Origin of the sequence: Micromonospora sp. NPDC005252, from assembly GCF_042872475.1 — a bacterium.
In the GTDB taxonomy this organism is placed as follows: domain Bacteria; phylum Actinomycetota; class Actinomycetes; order Mycobacteriales; family Micromonosporaceae; genus Micromonospora.
The window spans coordinates 261887-277599 of the sequence record NZ_JBIAKN010000005.1 but is presented as its reverse complement, the minus strand read 5'-3'; the positions used below and the strand labels follow the sequence as shown (position 1 = coordinate 277599).

The window sequence follows — 15713 nt, the reverse complement described above, 5'->3', positions numbered from 1 at the left end:
CGCGGTCAGGCGCGGAGCGTCTCGCGAGGCGGCACGCCGTAGCTGGCGTGGTAGCGGGCGGTGAACCGGCTGTGGTTGGCGAACCCCCAGCGACTCGCGATGGCCGACACGGTCTCCTGTCCGGGGTCGGCCCGGACCAGGTCGTGGTGGGCCCGATCGAGCCGGATCCTGCGCAGGTACGCCATCGGGGTGGTGCCGAGATGGCGGCGGAAGGCGAGCTGCACCGCGCGCTGGGAGACGGCGGCGGCGCTGGCGATGTCGGCGGCGCTGATGTCCCGGTCGGCGTTCTCCTCCATGAATGCGACGGCGCGGCGCAGGGTGGCGGTGCTGGCGTCGCGGCGGTCCTCGGCGGTCTCGTCGGTGAACGCCGTGTTGGGGAAGATCGCGAGCGCTGCCGCGGCGAGCATCCGTGCGGCGTTGCCGATCACCAACGGCTGGGCGCTGGCGCTCGGGATGCTCGCCACGACATCGCTGACGTAACTGGTGGTTCGGTGCCACTGCCGGGCGAGCGGCGCGTTGACTCCGCCGAGGTCGGTGAACCGGATCTGGCCGGGCCTCCGGGCCGTGGCGGCGGTCGCCACCTGCGTCAACACGCCGAGGTCCAGGACGCAGAGTTCCACCTCGCCGGGGTCCCACCGCACGTGGACCGGCTGACCGGGACGGGTGACGAGAAAGGCGTCGCCGGGGCCGACCTGTTGGGGCACTACCTGCTCACGGCGTTGCTGGCCCACCAGGTGGGGCCGGACGCTTTGGTCCGCGTCGGGGCGCTCCTCGGCACCGTCCGGCGCTATCTGCCCGCCCCGCGGCCACCCGCGCACCGCAACGGGGGCCCCGAGCCCCGGCGACGCGACGTGCGAGCGGACAACAGCGTCGTGGGCCGGTACCGACGGACCACGCTGCCCGAGCACCTGCCCAGTCCGCCGAGCTGGACCTGCACCGGATGTGGCCGCGAATGGCCCTGCGGCACCAAGCAGAGCCAGCTGCTCGCCGAGTTCGGCGGGGCGCGTGCCGCGCTCGCCGTCTACCTCGGGTCGTGCCTCGTGGCCGCCGCCCAGGATCTGCCGACGCTGCCCCTGCCCCGAGTACGACTCCGCTTCCTGGGCTGGCTGCCACGCGCCCGGATCTGACGACACGCGCACGCCCCGCTGTCGGCGCGTGACCCACCGCCGCGCCTCGCGCGCCCTTCAACGGGCTCCGCGAGGGTGTTCATCGTGCACCCGCCCGTCGTACGGCGGACGTTCACCAACCTCTTCGAGGCTTCTTGATCGAAAGAGCATTCGCTTGATCGAGGAGAGGCTCTCACGTGCGAGACAAGCAAGCCGAAGAGATCGAGCACGCGCAGTTGTCGCGGCGCAAGCTGGTCAAGTACGCCGGCGTCGGCGCGACGCTGGCCGCCGCCAGCCCGCTGGTCGGCGCGGGCGCGGCGTGGGCCGACGAGGAGCGCCGACCCGGCGACGACACGAGCGACCGGGGCAACGCCAAGAACCGGTCCTGGCGCGCTGGTGACCACCACGTGCACTCCGAGTACAGCGGCGAGTTCGACACCGCGAAGAGCCCGATCGTCTTCCACAAGGGCGCGGACGCGGTCTACCCGATCGTCACCAACGCGATCATGGCCAAGAACTTCGGTCTGACCTGGGCGATGTGCACCGACCACGGTGGACCGACGCACTCGAAGGTGAACATCGAGCAGGCGTACCCCGACCTGTTGCGCTCGCGCAAGCTGGTCCCCGAGGTGCTCCAGTTCTGGGGCATGGAGTTCGACGCGCCCTCGCTGGACCACCACACGCTGATGATCCCGCGCCACGACGACGAGGCGAAGCAGCTCTTCGAGCTGGAGAGCCGGTTCGCCAAGTACGACGCGTTCCCCACCGACCCGGCCCGCGACACCGAGGCCAAGATGGTGGAGTTCCTCAAGGTCGCCCGGGGCATGCCGCACAAGCCGCTGGTGATCGCCCACCACGCCTCCCGGTCGGCGCCCGGCCTCGGTGTCTACGGCCAGGACACCCCGCGGGAGTTCCGCAACGGCAACAACGCCGCGCCCGACGTCTACGTCGGCTTCGAGGGCGCGCCCGGCCACCAGGCCGGTCCGCTCAACGGCGGCAAGCGCGGCGGGTACGGCAACCACCCCACCTACGGTGGCTTCGACCAGATGACCGCGCGGGTCGGTGGGCTCTGGGACTCGCTGCTCGGTGAGGGCCGGCGCTGGTGGATCACGGCGACGTCGGACTCGCACGTGCACTGGACGCGCGGCGGCTCGGACTTCTGGCCGGGCGAGTACAGCAAGACCTACGTGTACGCCCGCCAGGACTACGGCGACATCATGGACGGCCTGCGCAACGGCCGGATCTGGGTGACCACCGGCGACCTGATCCGCAGCCTCGACGTGACCGCCAGATCCCAGGGGCAGACGGCCGAGGTCGGCGAGACCATCACGGTCAGTCGCCGCAGCCGCACCGACGTCGAGATCGAGATCACGTTCCGTCCGCTGGACGGTGTGAACGGCAACGGGGACCGTCCCGAGGTCCGTCGGGTGGACCTGATCGTCGGCCAGATCACCGGGCCGAGCGCCAACCCGGACGCCGACACCAACCCCACCACCACGGTGGTGGCCCGGTTCGGCCCGCGGGACTGGCGTCGCCAGGGTGCGGACTACGTCATCCGGCACACCCTGCGCAACGTCGAGGCCGACACCTACGCGCGGGTGCGCGGCACCAGCACCGACGAGGCGGAGCCGCTCGCCGACGGGCTGGAGAGCCCGTGGGACGACCTGTGGTTCTACTCGAACCCGGTGTTCGTGCACGTGCGCTGACCCGTCGCCGCAGGCGACGCTGCCGCCACACGGTGGGCCCGCCGGCACTCCTCGATGCACGATGGTCGGGGAGCGGCCGGCGGGCCCACCTCGCCGTTCGACCGTCCGGTCAGCCGTCGCTGCGGCCGCGCGACCGGGCGGCGCGCGGCCGACCGTGCTCGGACGCTGCGCCCGGCCGGCTCGGCATCGGCGCAGCGGGTTCGGGCCGCACCTCGGCCACCGCCTGGCAGAGATCGCGCAGGGGGTCGATCGCCTGGGTCGAGCAGGCGACCCGTTGCAGCAGTGCGCGCAGGGTCGCCGACTCGGTCGGCGTGAGCGCCCCCAGCAGGTGCGCCTCGACCTGCCGCAGCGCCTCGCGCCGCTGCTCCCAGGCCGCCCGCCCGGCGTCGGTGACGTCCACCAGCCGGCTGCGCCGGTCGGCCGGGTCCGCCCGCCGGGCGACGAACCCCGGGCGTTCGAGGTCGTCGATCAGGTACGTGAGCACCGTCCGGTCGATGCCCAGCTCCTCGGCGATCGCGCCCTGGTTGCGGGCCGGCCCGGTGGCCGCGGCGGTGAGCACCTGATAACCGCGTGGGCCGCCGGGGAAATCGGTCAGGGTGTGCTCGGCTGCCCGGACGTAGCCCCGGAAGACGATCCCCAGCATCCAGCCCAGATCGTCGTCGAGGGGATCGGGCCGGTCCGGCCGGTCGCTGGCACCCGTCATGCTCCGACAATAGCGCAGAACAGCCAACCTTGTTGGCAACAGATGTTCTGTCTGGCATAAGGTCGAGGCCACGACGCATCGTCCGACGCGTCGCGGACGACGGGAGGCTCGCACGATGAGCGACTACGGCCACGACCTGGTCTTCGGATCGTTCACCACGCCCGGCAACGACGATCCGGACCGCACGGTCGGGCTCGCGGTCCTGGCCGAGCAGGTCGGGCTGGATCTGGTCACCTTCCAGGACCATCCGTACCAGCCGCGATTTCTGGACACCTGGACGCTGCTGAGCTTCGTCGCGGCGCGGACGGACCGGGTGCACCTGTCGGCGAACGTCACCAACCTGCCGCTGCGCCCGCCCGCCGTGCTCGCCCGCAGCGTCGCCAGCCTCGACCTGCTCAGCGGCGGTCGGGTCGCGCTGGGTCTCGGCGCGGGGGCGTTCTGGGACGCCATCGAGGCGATGGGCGGCCGGCGGCTGACCCCCGGCCAGGGCGTACGGGCGCTGGAGGAGAGCATCGACGTCATCCGGCAGACGTGGGACGTCCAGGCGCGCGGCGGCGTGCGGGTCGACGGCGAGTTCCACCGGGTGGTCGGCGCCAAGCGCGGCCCCGCCCCCGCCCACGCGGTGCCGATCTGGCTCGGGGCGTACAAGCCGCGCATGCTCGCGCTCACCGGTCGTCGGGCCGATGGCTGGCTGCCCTCACTGGACTACCTCCAGCCCGGTGACCTGGCCAGGGACAACAAGATCATCGACGATGCCGCCCAGGAGGCGGGCCGCTCGCCCCGCGACGTCCGCCGGCTGCTCAACATCTCCGGCACCTTCTCGTCGGCCGGGGGCGGCCCGTTGCACGGGCCCGCCGAGCAGTGGGTGCGGGAGTTGGTCGAGTTGGTGCTGGGCGAGGGCGTCGGCACGTTCATCCTCGCCAGCGACGACCCCGACGACCTGCGCCGGTTCGCAGGCGAGGTGGCCCCCGCCGTGCGCGAACTGGTCGCGGCCGAACGCGACAGTGGCGCGGCGTCGACGCGTACTCCCGCCGAGCCGGTGGTGGCCGCGGAGCCGGCGGCGCTCGTCGCGCCCTCCGCGCGGCCGACCCGCGCGAGGGTGACCGCCGGGGCCTTCGCGGTGGTGCCGACCCCGGACGACGGCCGGCGGCTCAGCGACCGGCAGGTCTGGGACGAGTCGGCCCGTCCCACCGGGCCCGCGCCCGACCCGACGCGCACCTACACCGCCCACGAGCAGGCCACCGGCCAGCACCTGGTGCAGGTGCACGACGGCCTGCGCGGCGAACTGGCCCAGATCCACGACCTGATCGAGCAGGTCGCGGCGGGCGAGATCGACGCCGGCGTGGCGCGATCGCAGATCAACACGATGACCATGCGGCAGAACCGGTGGACGCTCGGCGCCTACTGCGAGTCCTACTGCCGCATCGTCACCACCCACCACACCATCGAGGACCAGGCCCTCTTTCCGCGGCTGCGGCAGGCCGACCCGCGGCTGCGCCCGGTCGTCGACCGGCTGGAGCAGGAGCACCACGTCATCCACGACGTGCTGGAGGGGGTCGACAAGGCGCTGGTCGCGTACGTCGGGGCGCCGGACGGCCTGGCCGAGCTGCGCGCCGCGGTGAACCTGCTGACCGACGCCCTGCTGTCGCACCTGAGCTACGAGGAGCGGGAACTGGTCGAGCCGCTGGCCCGCCTGGGGGTGAGCTGAGCGGCGGAACCGGCGTTCCCGGGGGTTGCTCCGCAGGATCTGAGAGGCTACTTTCGAAACATGTCTCTCAAGAATCCGTACGGGGATTTCGAGATCACCGAGCCGCAGGCGCTGCGGGCGCTGGCGCATCCTGTCCGGTTGGCCATCCTCGACCGGCTCCAGCAACACGGCCCGGCCACGGCCACCGGACTGTCGCCGCACGTCGGCGCCACGCCGTCGGTGGTCAGCTGGCACCTGCGCCACCTCGCGACGTTCGGCCTGGTCACCGATTGGGACGGCGCCACCAGCAAGCGGGAACGCTGGTGGCAGGCAGCCGCCCGGGGGTTCCGCTTCTCGCTGCCCGACGACGCCGAGGGGCAGGCCGCGGCCCGGCAGTTGCGCGGCGAGATGTTCGCCCGCTATGCCGAGGCACCCCAGCAGTGGCTGCTGCACGACGAGCCTCGGCTGAACACCGAATGGCGCGGGCTGGCCGGGGTGGCCGACACCCGCTTCGTCGCCACACCGGACGAGCTGCGACACCTGGAAGAGGCGATCGAGGAGCTGCTCGCCCCGTACGTGCGGCGCAAGGACGACGAGACGACGCCGGACGGCGCCCAGCTCGTCCGGATGCTGCGCTACCTGCTGCCCGGATCCAGCGACGATTCGCCCGCGTCATGACGGCCGTCGACGCCCCGCCCGCACCGGCGCTGGGCCGCGACCGGCGGTTCCGCACCTTCTGGATGGGTGAGACGATCTCGGCGTTCGGCGACCGGATCAGCGAACTGGCCCTGCCGCTGATCGCCGTCTCCCTGCTCGCCGCGACGCCCGTGCAGGTCAGCGTCCTCACCGCGCTGATCTGGCTGCCCAACCTGCTGGGCCTGTTCCTCGGCGCGTGGGTGGACCAGCGCACCCACAAGCGTCGACTCCTGATCATCGCGGACCTCGCCCGCGCGGCCGTGCTGCTCAGCCTGCCCGTGGCCTACCTGTTCGGCGCGATCACCCTCACCCAGCTCTACCTGGTGGCGCTGCTCAGCGGCGCCGGGGCGGTGCTGTTCACCCTGGGACAGCAGGCGTTCTTCGTCGCCCTGGTGCCGCGGTCGGCGTACGTGGACGCGAACAGCAAACTCAGCGTGAGCCGGTCCCTCTCGTTCATCGCCGGCCCGGCCGTCGGCGGTGGGCTCGTCCAGGCGCTCAGCGCGCCGGTGGCGGTCCTCGTCGACGCGGTGTCCTTCCTGGCCTCCGCGCTGCTGCTGCGGCGCATCCCGGTCACCGAGTCGCCTCCGCCGCCACGGCGGACGTCCACCCTCGGCCTGGTCCGCGAGGGCCTGGTGCTGGTGCTGCGCCACCCGGTGCTGCGCGCCGCGCTCGGCTGCACCACCACCGTCAACTTCTTCACCTTCATCGCCGCGGCGCTGCTGGTGCTCTACGCCAACCGTGAACTCGGCCTGTCGGCCGGCGCCATCGGCGTCGCGTTCGGCATCGGCGCGCTCGGCGGACTGGCCGGCGCGGCCCTGGCGCCTCGCCTGTCGCGGGCCATCGGGTTGGGCCGTACCGCGATGATCGGTGTTGTGGTCTTTCCCGCGCCGCTGGCGTTGACGGCGCTGATCGCCGGCCCGACCTGGGCGAAGGTGGCCATGCTGGCGGCCATCGAGATGGTCTCCAGCGTCGGCGTGATGCTGATGGACGTCAACCTCAACGCCCTGCTCACCGCCGTCACACCCGACGACGCGCGCGGTCGCCGGGCCGGCGCGTACAGCGCCGTCAACTACGGCATCCGGCCGCTCGGCGCGCTGGTCGGCGGCGCGCTGGGCACCACCCTCGGGCTGCGGCCGGCCCTGGTCGTCGCCGGAGTGGGCGGCGTGCTCGCCGTCCTGTGGCTGCTCGCGTCCCCGGTACGCCACATCAGGACCCTCGACGACCCCGCGACCTGACCTGCCGGGCCGGCCCGCCGAGACCGTCGTCGCCCGCGCGGTCAGCCGATCTCGGCCACCAGCAACCGGGCCAGCTCGGCGGGTTGGGAGAACATCGGCCAGTGGCCGGTGGCCATCGTGACCAGCCGCCAGTGCTCGCTGGTCAGCAGCGCGGACACGGTGTCGTTGGGCTCCGGTCCGTCGAGCAGACACTTGACGTACGTCGTCGGCAGCTCGCCCAGCGGACGGGCCAGCACGGCCGGTTCGGTCAGCGTGGCGCCCGGGTGCGGGGTGGCGCCCTTGAGCAGCCGCGCGATCTGCTCGTCGGTGAGCCCCTGGCCGTCGAACTCGGCCGCGTCGGGCGGCGGCCAGTCGCCGCCGTTGTCGGCGAGCACCGACTCGAACGCCGCCTGACCCTGCCACCAGCCGGACGCGAACGACCCGCCGTCGACCGGCACCTCCGCGTCGACGTAGACCACCCGGGTCAACCGGTCGCCGATCCGCGCGGCGGCCTGACCCACCGGGATGCCCGCGTAGCTGTGCCCGACCAGCACCACGTCGCGCAGGTCGCGCCGCTCGATCTCGCCGACGATGTCCTGCACATGGGTCTGCTGCCCGGCGGGCACGCCAGGCCTCTCGGCGAGGCCGGAGAGGGTCAGGGGACAGGTCTGGTGGCCGGCGGCCCGCAGCCCCGGCACCACCTCGTCCCACGCCCACGACCCCAGCCACGCGCCGGCCACCAACATCACATTCGCCATGTCCGGAACCCTAGCGCCGACCTCTGACAGCCCGGCGCGTCACGACCAGGTCCGGGACTGGGCGTCGAACACCTCAGGTGGGCTCTCGACCGGCAGCACACAGAGCAGGTGCCCGCCGGGCGCCCGCAGAATCCGACACTCCAACCACTGCGACACCTCGGTGGCGCCCAGGCCGACCAGCCGAGCGGTCTCGGCCGCCACGTCGTCGGTCTCGATGTCGAGGTGGTAGCGCGGCGCGTCGTCGACGGCCTGGACGGCGGTGACCAGGCCCGGCAACGCCTCGTGCAGACCGACGAACTGCGGCTCGGCCGGATGGGTCCGGGTGCCGACGCCGAGTGCCGCCGACCAGAACTCCGCCGCCCGCGCGGCCTCCGCCTCGGGCGCGTCGATCAGCAACGCGTACACACGGCTTCGATGCATGCGAGGCAGGATATCGAGGACTCTCACCCACCGCCCGTCGCGCCGAGGCGAGCGGCGATCTGAGCCGGTAGCGGGTAGGGACTCTCGACCGGCAGGTGGTCCGTCGCCGCTCGCTCATCGCCTGCCCGCACCAGCTCCCGTACACGGTGGACGGTTGGGGTGATGTCCGTGACGGCCACGATCCAGTCGTCGACGTACCGGGCGACCGCCGTACCGGACAACCCGACCTGCAGCGACCGATGGGGCAGCGCGGCCATCCGCACCGTCCGTTCCGGGTCCCACTGCACCCGTACCGGGCTGCTCTTCAGCTGCCGCGACCAGGTCGCCCGGTCACCGTGCACGTCCCGGTCGTAGTGGCTCAGACAGGCGTGCGCCAGCGCCCACTCGAAGCCCTCCCGCGCGATGTCGATCGACAGCACGCGCTCCTGGCCGGGCTTGGTGGCCCAGCCGCAGCGGTACATCATCCACCGGAACGACGGCTTGATCCAGGTCATGCGGTCCCGCTTGAAGGGGGCCACGAAGCGGCCGGCGGCCACGGCCGGCAGCGCGACCTCCGGGGGGTACGCCTGGTACACGGTGATCGTGTCGGCCGAATGGCGAGCGCGGATCTGACGGGCGGGAACGGACACGCCCCGATTCTCACCGATCGGGCCTCGACCGCTCCACAGCAATACCGCCCTCAGGCGTGGTCGCGCGGGGGCGGACCGGCGTCGACCGGCATCCGGTAGATCCGGACCGGATAGTCGACGGCCGAGTGGCCGCCGTTGAGCCCGGCGGTCAGGTGCAGCTGGGCCGCCGGCAGCCAGAGGTGACCCTCGGCGTCGAGCCACATCGCGTCCACCCAGGCCAGGCGCGGGTCGGCGACGAGCGTACGGACGCTGCGGTCCGGCCCCACAGCGAGCACGCGACGTCGCTCCACATCGCTGACGTAGATGGTGCCGAGCGCGTCGATGGCCGTGCCACCGGTGCTGGGCGTGTCCCACCAGGGCTCGACCCGCCGGGCCAGCTCCTCGGCGGACAGCGTCGGGTCGTCCAGCCAGCGGGTGCCGATCCGGGACATCCCACCCGAGGCCGGCTGGTAGTACAGCCACCGACCGTCCGGCGACACCTCCAGCTGGTCGGCGTTCAGGCACACCTCGGCGCCGCCGGGATCCCGCAGCGCCCGGCCGTCGGCGACCACCGGCCCGCCCACGGTGCTCGGGTGCCCGTCCAACACCCGTCGGCACCGGCCCGAGTCGAGGTCCAGCACGATGAGGCCGGGCGTGCCGGCGTCGGTGAGGTACGCGGTGCCGCCGTGAAACCGGACGTCGTCGACGTAGCTGCGCGGACGCACCGCGTCGTCGAGGTGGTAGACCCGGTCCACCCGGTCAGCGTCGACGTCGACGGCGATCAGCCGCGCGCCGCCGGGCACCTGCTCCCCGCCAAGCTGCGGCGACCCCGAATCGATGATCCACAGTCGGCCGTCCGGGCCGGCCCGCAACCCGTTGACGTGCACGAACGCTCCGTCCGGCGGTTGGTCCGGCTCGTTCCACGCGGCGTCCGGGTACGGGTTGCGACCGCCGTCCGGCAGCGCCTCCGCCACCTGCACCCCCGGCCCGTCCGCCGACGGGTAGCTCAGGAAGACCCGCCCCCGCAGGGTGGTCACACCCGTGCACACCCGATCCTCGACGAGCACGGGTGTCAACCGAGGATCCTCCTCGGTCCCAAGCCTGGACATGGGCCGCTCCTCGCTCGACGGGCGGCGTCGCCGATTCCCGTCGGTGATCCGCCACCGTTGGCGCGGTATCCCCGAGCCGACCCGGGCGAAACGCCGGCCTCGCCGGGTGCGCTCAGCCGGGCCGGTCGACCAGTGCGGCGAGCCGTTTGGGCGCCTGCACGCAGTAGCTCTCGGTGAGCAGCTCGCCGACCTCGTTCCAGTCCGTGTCCTCGTCCAGGATCATGCCCAGCACGTTCGGGCTCCAGTCCGGCTTGTAGAGGGGTGCCCGACGCTCAGCAGACCGGCGATCTCGTCGAGCGGCGATCGGAAGACCAACAGGCAGGCTGGCCGGTCGAGCGCGGCGGCGCGCGCGTGCACCGCCTGACGGTCGGGGTCGACGGTGAGCACGTGGGCGAAGGTGCGCCGGCGGATCCGCCAACGGGTGCCCACCCAGGCCGGCTCCTCGTAGGTCTCCGGCAATCCGCGGCAGATCGGGCGCAGCCGGTCGAGAACCTCGGGGTCGACGTCTCCGGGTGCGGTCACGGGCAGGACCCTATTCGGCGGGTACGACATTGACGCCCGCCGGCGGGCGGTGGTGTGCTCCCGGCGGATCGGTCAGGATGGGTCGGGGCGACGCCGGGCCGCCGCCCCCGAACCGACACACCCGAGCCCCGCCGAGGAGTTCCGTGCCGTCCACCCTGCTCTCCCGCCGTGACCTGGACTTCCTGCTGCACGACTGGTTGCGGGTGTCGCAACTCGCCGAGCGCTCTCGCTACGCCGAGCACTCCCGGGAGACCTTCGACGACGCGCTGGACCTCGCCGAGCGGGTGGCCACCGAGCAGTTCGCCTCGCACAACCGGGCCGCCGACCTTGCCGAACCGACGTTCGACGGGCAGCGGGTGCGGCTGATCCCGCAGGTGCGCGCGGCGTTGGACAGCTTCGCCGAGACGGGTCTGCTCACGGCCGGGCTGGACGCCTCGGTCGGTGGCCTGCAACTGCCGCAGGCCGTCGCCGCCGCCTGCTTCGCCTGGTTCCAGGCGGCCAACGTGGCCACCTCGGCGTACCCGATGCTGACCCTGGGCAACGCGAAGCTGTTGTTGGCGCACGGCAGCGCCGAGCAGGTCGACACGTACGTCCGACCCATGCTGGAGGGCCGGTTCTTCGGCACCATGTGCCTGTCCGAGCCGCACGCGGGCAGCTCGCTGGCCGACATCACCACCCGGGCCGAGCCCCAGCCGGACGGGACGTACCGGCTCTTCGGCACCAAGATGTGGATCTCCGGCGGTGATCACGAGCTGGCCGAGAACATCGTCCACCTGGTGCTGGCGCGGATTCCCGGCGGGCCGCCCGGGGTGAAGGGCATCTCGCTGTTCATCGTGCCCAAGGTGCTCGTCGAGCCGGACGGATCGCTCGGCGACCGCAACGACGTGGTGCTCGCCGGGCTCAACCACAAGATGGGCTTCCGGGGGACCACCAACACCCTGCTCAGCTTCGGCGACGGCGGCCACACCCCGGCCGGTCGCTCCGGCGCCGTCGGCCATCTGGTCGGCGTGCCGCACCAGGGGCTCGCCCAGATGTTCCACATGATGAACGGGGCCCGGATCGGTGTCGGCGCCGGTGCCATGGCGCTGGGCTACACCGGCTATCTCAAGAGCCTGGCGTACGCCCGCGAGCGGCCGCAGGGCCGGCCGGTCGACGCGAAGGACCCGGCGGCGCCGCAGGTGCCGATCATCGACCACCCGGACGTACGGCGGATGCTGCTGGCGCAGAAGAGCTACGTGGAGGGTGCCCTGGCCCTGGTGCTCTACTGCGCCCGGCTGCTTGACGAGGAGCAGACCGCCCCGGAGCAGACCGACCGCGAGCGGGCGCACCTGCTGCTGGACGTGCTCACCCCGATCACCAAGAGTTGGCCGTCGCAGTGGTGCCTGGTCGCCAACGACCTGGCGATCCAGGTGCTCGGCGGCGCCGGCTACACCCGCGACCACGACGTGGAGCAGCACTACCGGGACAACCGGCTCAACCCGATCCACGAGGGCACCCACGGCATCCAGGCGCTGGACCTGCTGGGGCGCAAGATGACCATGCGCGACGGCGCGGGCCTGCTCCTGCTGGCCGAGAGGATGGGCGACACCGTCAGCCGGGGCCGCCGGGCCGGGGGCGAGGCGGCCGAGCTGGCCGACCGGCTGGCCGGCGCGGTGGATCGGGTCGTCGCGGTCACCCGCCGGCTCTGGTCCGGCGGTGATCCGGTGCTCGCCCTGGCCAACGCCAGCGTCTACCTGGAGGCGGTCGGGCACGTGGTGATCGCGTGGATGTGGCTGGAGCAGGTGCTGGCGCTGCCGCCCCAGGAGGGTGGCGACGCCTTCCACGCCGGTAAGCGGCAGGCCGCCCGCTACTTCTTCACGGCCGAGCTGCCCCGGACGGGCCCGCAGTTCGACCTGCTGGACAGCCTCGACCGGACCACGCTCGACATGCGCGCCGACTGGTTCTGAACGGCCCCGGCGTCACCGTCGGCGGGTCTGGTGGTGCATGGCCTGCCGTCCCTTGACCACGCCCAGGATGATCACGATCACCAGCGCGATCAGACCGATGATGATCAGCCAGCGGACCGCCTCGAGGATCAGCCCGAGCAGAATCAGCACGCCGGCGACCACACCGACGACCCAGAGCAGGGCACGCATCGCGACCTCCCGTAACCCGGCCGCGGCGCGAGATGCGGCGACCCGGGCTCCACGTCCCCGATTCCGCCAACCTCAAACGCCATCCCCAGGCGGAGTCAGCGGCGGGCGACGTAGACCGTGTTGGCGGACTGGCCGCCGGTCAGCGGGTTGGCGAACGGCACGACATGAGCCCGCGCGGTCGCGAACACCTCCGTGAGCGCCGCGACGAACTCGTCGTCCGGCGGGTCGTCCGACCACAGCGCGAAGACGCCCTCCGGTCGTAGCAGCGCGGCGAGTCGGCGTAGCCCGTCCGGCGCGTAGAAGGGGGCGTGGCTCGGGTGCAGGACGTTGCGCGGCGAGTGGTCGACGTCGAGCAGGACGGCGTCGTACCGACGTCCGGGCGTCTCGGCGTCGAACCCGTCGTCACCGGCCACGGCGGCGAAGAAGTCGGCTCGCGCGAACCGGGTCCGGGGGTCCTCGGCGAGCCCGGCCGCGAACGGCAGCAGTCCCCGCCGGTGCCAGTCGATGACGTCCTCGATGGCCTCCACCACGAGGAGTGTTCGCACCCGTGGGTCGGCCAGCGCGGTGCACGCGGTGTAGCCCAGCCCGAGGCCGCCGACCACCACGTCGAGGGCGTCGCCGGTCAGTTCGGCCAGGCCCAGCCGGGCCAGCTCGATCTCGGCGACGGGGAAGAGGCTGGACATCAGGTACTCGTCGTCGAGCTTGACCTCGTACACCTCGACCTGCAGCGCCGGATCGCGGCGCCGCCGCAGGCTGATCGCGCCGATCGGGGTCTCCCGCCAGGCCAGCTCCTCGAAACGCGCGCCCACGGGTGCCCTCTCGCCGCCGGATTCGTCCCCGGATGGTACCGGTCGGGGCCGGGCCCGCCACGCAGGGTCCACGGGACATCGACGCAGCGCATATCCTGTGGCCCGGTCGAACCAGCGGAAGGGACCTCATGCCGTCGCGGCAGGATCAGCTGCACTCCTACCAGTTCAGCGTCCAGCGGGCGGTCGCCGCACTGGTGATGCGGGAGACCGACCCCGCCCAGTCACCGTTTCGGCGGCTGGCGGGCGCGGGCCTGGCCAGCGTCCTCGTCGCGGCGATCGGGCTCGGGGGTTCGGCGCTCTACGGCCTGTTCGCCGGCGGTGGCAAGGGGTGGCGCGACCCCGGCGCGGTGATCGTGGAGAAGGAGTCCGGCGCCCGGTTCGTCTACCGGGAGCAGAAGCTGCACCCGGTGCTCAACTACGCGTCGGCGTTGCTGATCGTCGGCGCGGACCGGTCGAAGACCGTGCTGGTCTCCCGACGCTCGATCGACGACGTGCCGCGCGGCCTGCCCCTGGGCATCGCCGACGCGCCGGACTCGCTGCCCGCTCCGGGCCGGCTGGCGACGTCGGCCTGGACGGTCTGCTCGACGGCCGGCGGCGAGGACCCCCGCTCCGCGCTGCTGATCGGCACCGATCCCGACGGCGGTCGGCCGCTGGGCGACGACGCGCTGCTGCTGCGCCACCCGGACGGCGGCCTGCACCTCGTGTGGCACCAGCGCCGGTACCTGGTCCGCGATCCCAACCGGGTGCTGGCCGCGCTGGCGACCACCCGGACGCGGGCGGTGCCGGTCGCGCCGGCCCTGCTCAACGCGCTTCCCGCAGGCGTCGATCTGGCCCCGCTGGCGCTGCCCGGCGAGGGTCGACCCGCCACCCGCGTGCCGGGCGCCACGATCGGTCAGGTCTACCTGGTGCGCAACTCCGGCGGCGGCCGGCAGTACGCGGTGGCGCTCGACGACGGGCTGGCCGGGATCACCGAGTTGCAGGCCGGGCTGCTGCTGGCCCGCACCGGGCAGGGGGAGTCGGAACCGATGACGCTGGGCCGGTTCGCCGCGCTGCCCACGCTGCCCGACCTCGCCCCGAGCGGCCCGACCGCGCCGCCGCCCGTGCCGCCCCCGCTCGCCAGCTCCGACGACGCGGCGATCTGCGCCCGGGTCGGGGACGACGGCGGCACCGGCGAGGTGCTGCGGGGCGTACGGCTGCCGGACCTGGCGGCCGTCCCACGGACCGCGTCGAGCGGCGGCGCGGCGCTGGCCGACCACGTGGTGGTGCAGCCGGGTGGCGGCGCGGTGGTCGAGGCCGCCGCGGCGCCCGGCGCGTCCGGAGGCGCGGTGTCCGTGGTCACCGACCTGGGCCGGCGGTACGTGCTGGCCGACCGGGAGGTGCTGGCGATGCTCGGCTACCGCGACGTGCGACCGGTGCGGCTGCCCGCCGGCCTGGTCAGCCTCGTGCCGGCCGGCGCCACCCTGGACCCGGCCGCGGCCCGGGCCGTCGCCGCCCCCTCCTGACGCCGGTCGGGCGTCAGGCGGCCGGGCGGCGCAGGATGCTGACCGCGAACGGCGCGTCGTCGCGCCATGGCCGCAGATCCCAGGTGGCGAAGCGGTGCTCCAGGCGCAGCCCGGCGGCGACCGCGTCGGCGTCGAACGCGGTCAGCGGGTAGCCGCGTTCGGTGCCGAAGCCCACCGCCAGCACGCCGTCGGGGCGCAGGTGCCCGGCGAGTCGGCGCAGCACCTCCGGCTCGGTGCCGGCGGCGACGAAGGCGAGGACGTTGCCGGCCAGGACCGCCGCGTCGAACGGCTCCGCCTCCCCGAGCGCCGGCAGGTCCAGTTCGGCCAGGTCGGCGACCAGCCAGCGGGGGCCGGGGTGGTCGGCGCGGGCGGCCTCCACCAGCGCTGGGTCGGCGTCGACCCCGACCACGGTGTGCCCACGCTGGGCCAGCGCGGCGCCGACCCGGCCGGTGCCGCTGCCGGCGTCGAGGATCCGCGAGCCGGGCGCGACGAGCGCGTCGACCAGCCGGGCCTCGCCGGCCAGGTCCGCTCCCTCGGCGGCGAGCTTGCGGAACCGGTCGATGTACCACTGCGAGTGCTCCGGACCGGTGTCGGTCGCCCAGCGGGTCGGGTTGGCCATACGGCCACCGTAACCGGGCCGGTCGGGGCGCGACGGGTCGGTCCGGTAGGCGTACCGATCGGTGGCAGCTCAGCGGCGACGGGGTCGGCGTGTCGGGCCGCTGGGCTGCCACCGATCAG

General features: G+C 73.2%; 17 protein-coding genes. 7 read left to right on the top strand and 10 right to left on the bottom strand.

Translation table 11 applies throughout. The features are described 5' to 3' along the window. Nucleotides 1–5: 5 nt before the first annotated feature. The gene (locus ACFYPH_RS17420; RefSeq protein WP_354857175.1) at nt 6–641 is read right to left on the bottom strand and encodes a helix-turn-helix transcriptional regulator; all 636 of its coding nucleotides are present in this window, start codon (nt 639–641) and stop codon (nt 6–8) included. On the opposite strand from ACFYPH_RS17420, the gene ACFYPH_RS17415 reads away from it, so the two are divergent. Together ACFYPH_RS17415 and ACFYPH_RS17410 are read left to right on the top strand one after the other, a co-directional pair. Further along, entirely contained in the window at nt 642–1127 is a 486-nt protein-coding gene (locus ACFYPH_RS17415; protein WP_387182817.1) for a hypothetical protein, read from the top strand. Between the two features lie 176 nt (nt 1128–1303). Continuing rightward, nucleotides 1304–2812, top strand: a complete 1509-nt coding sequence (locus tag ACFYPH_RS17410) for a phosphoesterase (RefSeq protein WP_387182814.1) — start codon at nt 1304–1306, stop codon at nt 2810–2812. A gap of 109 nt (nt 2813–2921) precedes the next feature. Here the strand turns inward: ACFYPH_RS17410 and ACFYPH_RS17405 are convergent, their stop codons facing one another. Further along, complete coding sequence (locus ACFYPH_RS17405) at nt 2922–3515, bottom strand: MarR family winged helix-turn-helix transcriptional regulator (protein ID WP_354857169.1); 594 nt, start codon at nt 3513–3515, stop codon at nt 2922–2924. A 115-nt stretch (nt 3516–3630) separates the two neighbouring features. Between ACFYPH_RS17405 and ACFYPH_RS17400 the strand changes: the two genes are divergently transcribed. The 3 genes from ACFYPH_RS17400 to ACFYPH_RS17390 are packed head-to-tail and all read left to right on the top strand — an operon-like array spanning nt 3631 to nt 7133. After that, the gene (locus tag ACFYPH_RS17400; RefSeq protein ID WP_387182811.1) at nt 3631–5223 is read left to right on the top strand and encodes an LLM class flavin-dependent oxidoreductase; all 1593 of its coding nucleotides are present in this window, start codon (nt 3631–3633) and stop codon (nt 5221–5223) included. A 60-nt stretch (nt 5224–5283) separates the two neighbouring features. Continuing rightward, the gene (locus ACFYPH_RS17395; protein ID WP_387182808.1) at nt 5284–5880 is read left to right on the top strand and encodes an ArsR/SmtB family transcription factor; all 597 of its coding nucleotides are present in this window, start codon (nt 5284–5286) and stop codon (nt 5878–5880) included. Next, complete coding sequence (locus ACFYPH_RS17390; RefSeq protein WP_387182805.1) at nt 5877–7133, top strand: MFS transporter; 1257 nt, start codon at nt 5877–5879, stop codon at nt 7131–7133. The genes ACFYPH_RS17395 and ACFYPH_RS17390 overlap by 4 nt, the downstream gene beginning before the upstream one ends. Before the next feature lie 41 nt (nt 7134–7174). On the opposite strand, the gene ACFYPH_RS17385 is transcribed toward ACFYPH_RS17390, so the two are convergent. The 5 genes from ACFYPH_RS17385 to ACFYPH_RS17365 all read right to left on the bottom strand — a co-directional run bounded on the left by ACFYPH_RS17385 (nt 7175) and on the right by ACFYPH_RS17365 (nt 10529). Beyond that, nucleotides 7175–7870, bottom strand: coding sequence for an alpha/beta hydrolase (locus ACFYPH_RS17385; protein WP_355067428.1), 696 nt, complete (start codon nt 7868–7870; stop codon nt 7175–7177). Between the two features lie 39 nt (nt 7871–7909). After that, entirely contained in the window at nt 7910–8290 is a 381-nt protein-coding gene (locus ACFYPH_RS17380; RefSeq protein ID WP_387182802.1) for a VOC family protein, read from the bottom strand. A gap of 23 nt (nt 8291–8313) precedes the next feature. Then, complete coding sequence (locus ACFYPH_RS17375) at nt 8314–8919, bottom strand: DUF4291 domain-containing protein (protein WP_387182799.1); 606 nt, start codon at nt 8917–8919, stop codon at nt 8314–8316. A gap of 50 nt (nt 8920–8969) precedes the next feature. Continuing rightward, nucleotides 8970–10007, bottom strand: a complete 1038-nt coding sequence (locus tag ACFYPH_RS17370; protein ID WP_363936333.1) for an L-dopachrome tautomerase-related protein — start codon at nt 10005–10007, stop codon at nt 8970–8972. 219 nt (nt 10008–10226) lie between these two features. After that, complete coding sequence (locus ACFYPH_RS17365; RefSeq protein WP_387182796.1) at nt 10227–10529, bottom strand: hypothetical protein; 303 nt, start codon at nt 10527–10529, stop codon at nt 10227–10229. 143 nt (nt 10530–10672) lie between these two features. Here ACFYPH_RS17365 and ACFYPH_RS17360 point away from each other — a divergent pair, with 143 nt between their 5' ends. Continuing rightward, nucleotides 10673–12475, top strand: a complete 1803-nt coding sequence (locus tag ACFYPH_RS17360; protein ID WP_354857149.1) for an acyl-CoA dehydrogenase — start codon at nt 10673–10675, stop codon at nt 12473–12475. A 12-nt stretch (nt 12476–12487) separates the two neighbouring features. On the opposite strand, the gene ACFYPH_RS17355 is transcribed toward ACFYPH_RS17360, so the two are convergent. Together ACFYPH_RS17355 and ACFYPH_RS17350 are read right to left on the bottom strand one after the other, a co-directional pair. Further along, complete coding sequence (locus ACFYPH_RS17355; RefSeq protein WP_355067416.1) at nt 12488–12664, bottom strand: hypothetical protein; 177 nt, start codon at nt 12662–12664, stop codon at nt 12488–12490. A 95-nt stretch (nt 12665–12759) separates the two neighbouring features. Next, a complete protein-coding gene (locus ACFYPH_RS17350) occupies nt 12760–13473 on the bottom strand; it encodes a spermidine synthase (RefSeq protein WP_354857144.1) in 714 nt (237 codons plus the stop codon). A 128-nt stretch (nt 13474–13601) separates the two neighbouring features. On the opposite strand from ACFYPH_RS17350, the gene eccB reads away from it, so the two are divergent. Continuing rightward, entirely contained in the window at nt 13602–14975 is a 1374-nt protein-coding gene (gene eccB / locus ACFYPH_RS17345; RefSeq protein WP_387182791.1) for a type VII secretion protein EccB, read from the top strand. Nucleotides 14976–14988: 13 nt separating this feature from the next. Here eccB and ACFYPH_RS17340 read toward each other — a convergent pair whose 3' ends face one another. Next, a complete protein-coding gene (locus tag ACFYPH_RS17340; protein WP_354860046.1) occupies nt 14989–15594 on the bottom strand; it encodes a class I SAM-dependent methyltransferase in 606 nt (201 codons plus the stop codon). Between the last annotated feature and the right edge of the window lie 119 nt (nt 15595–15713).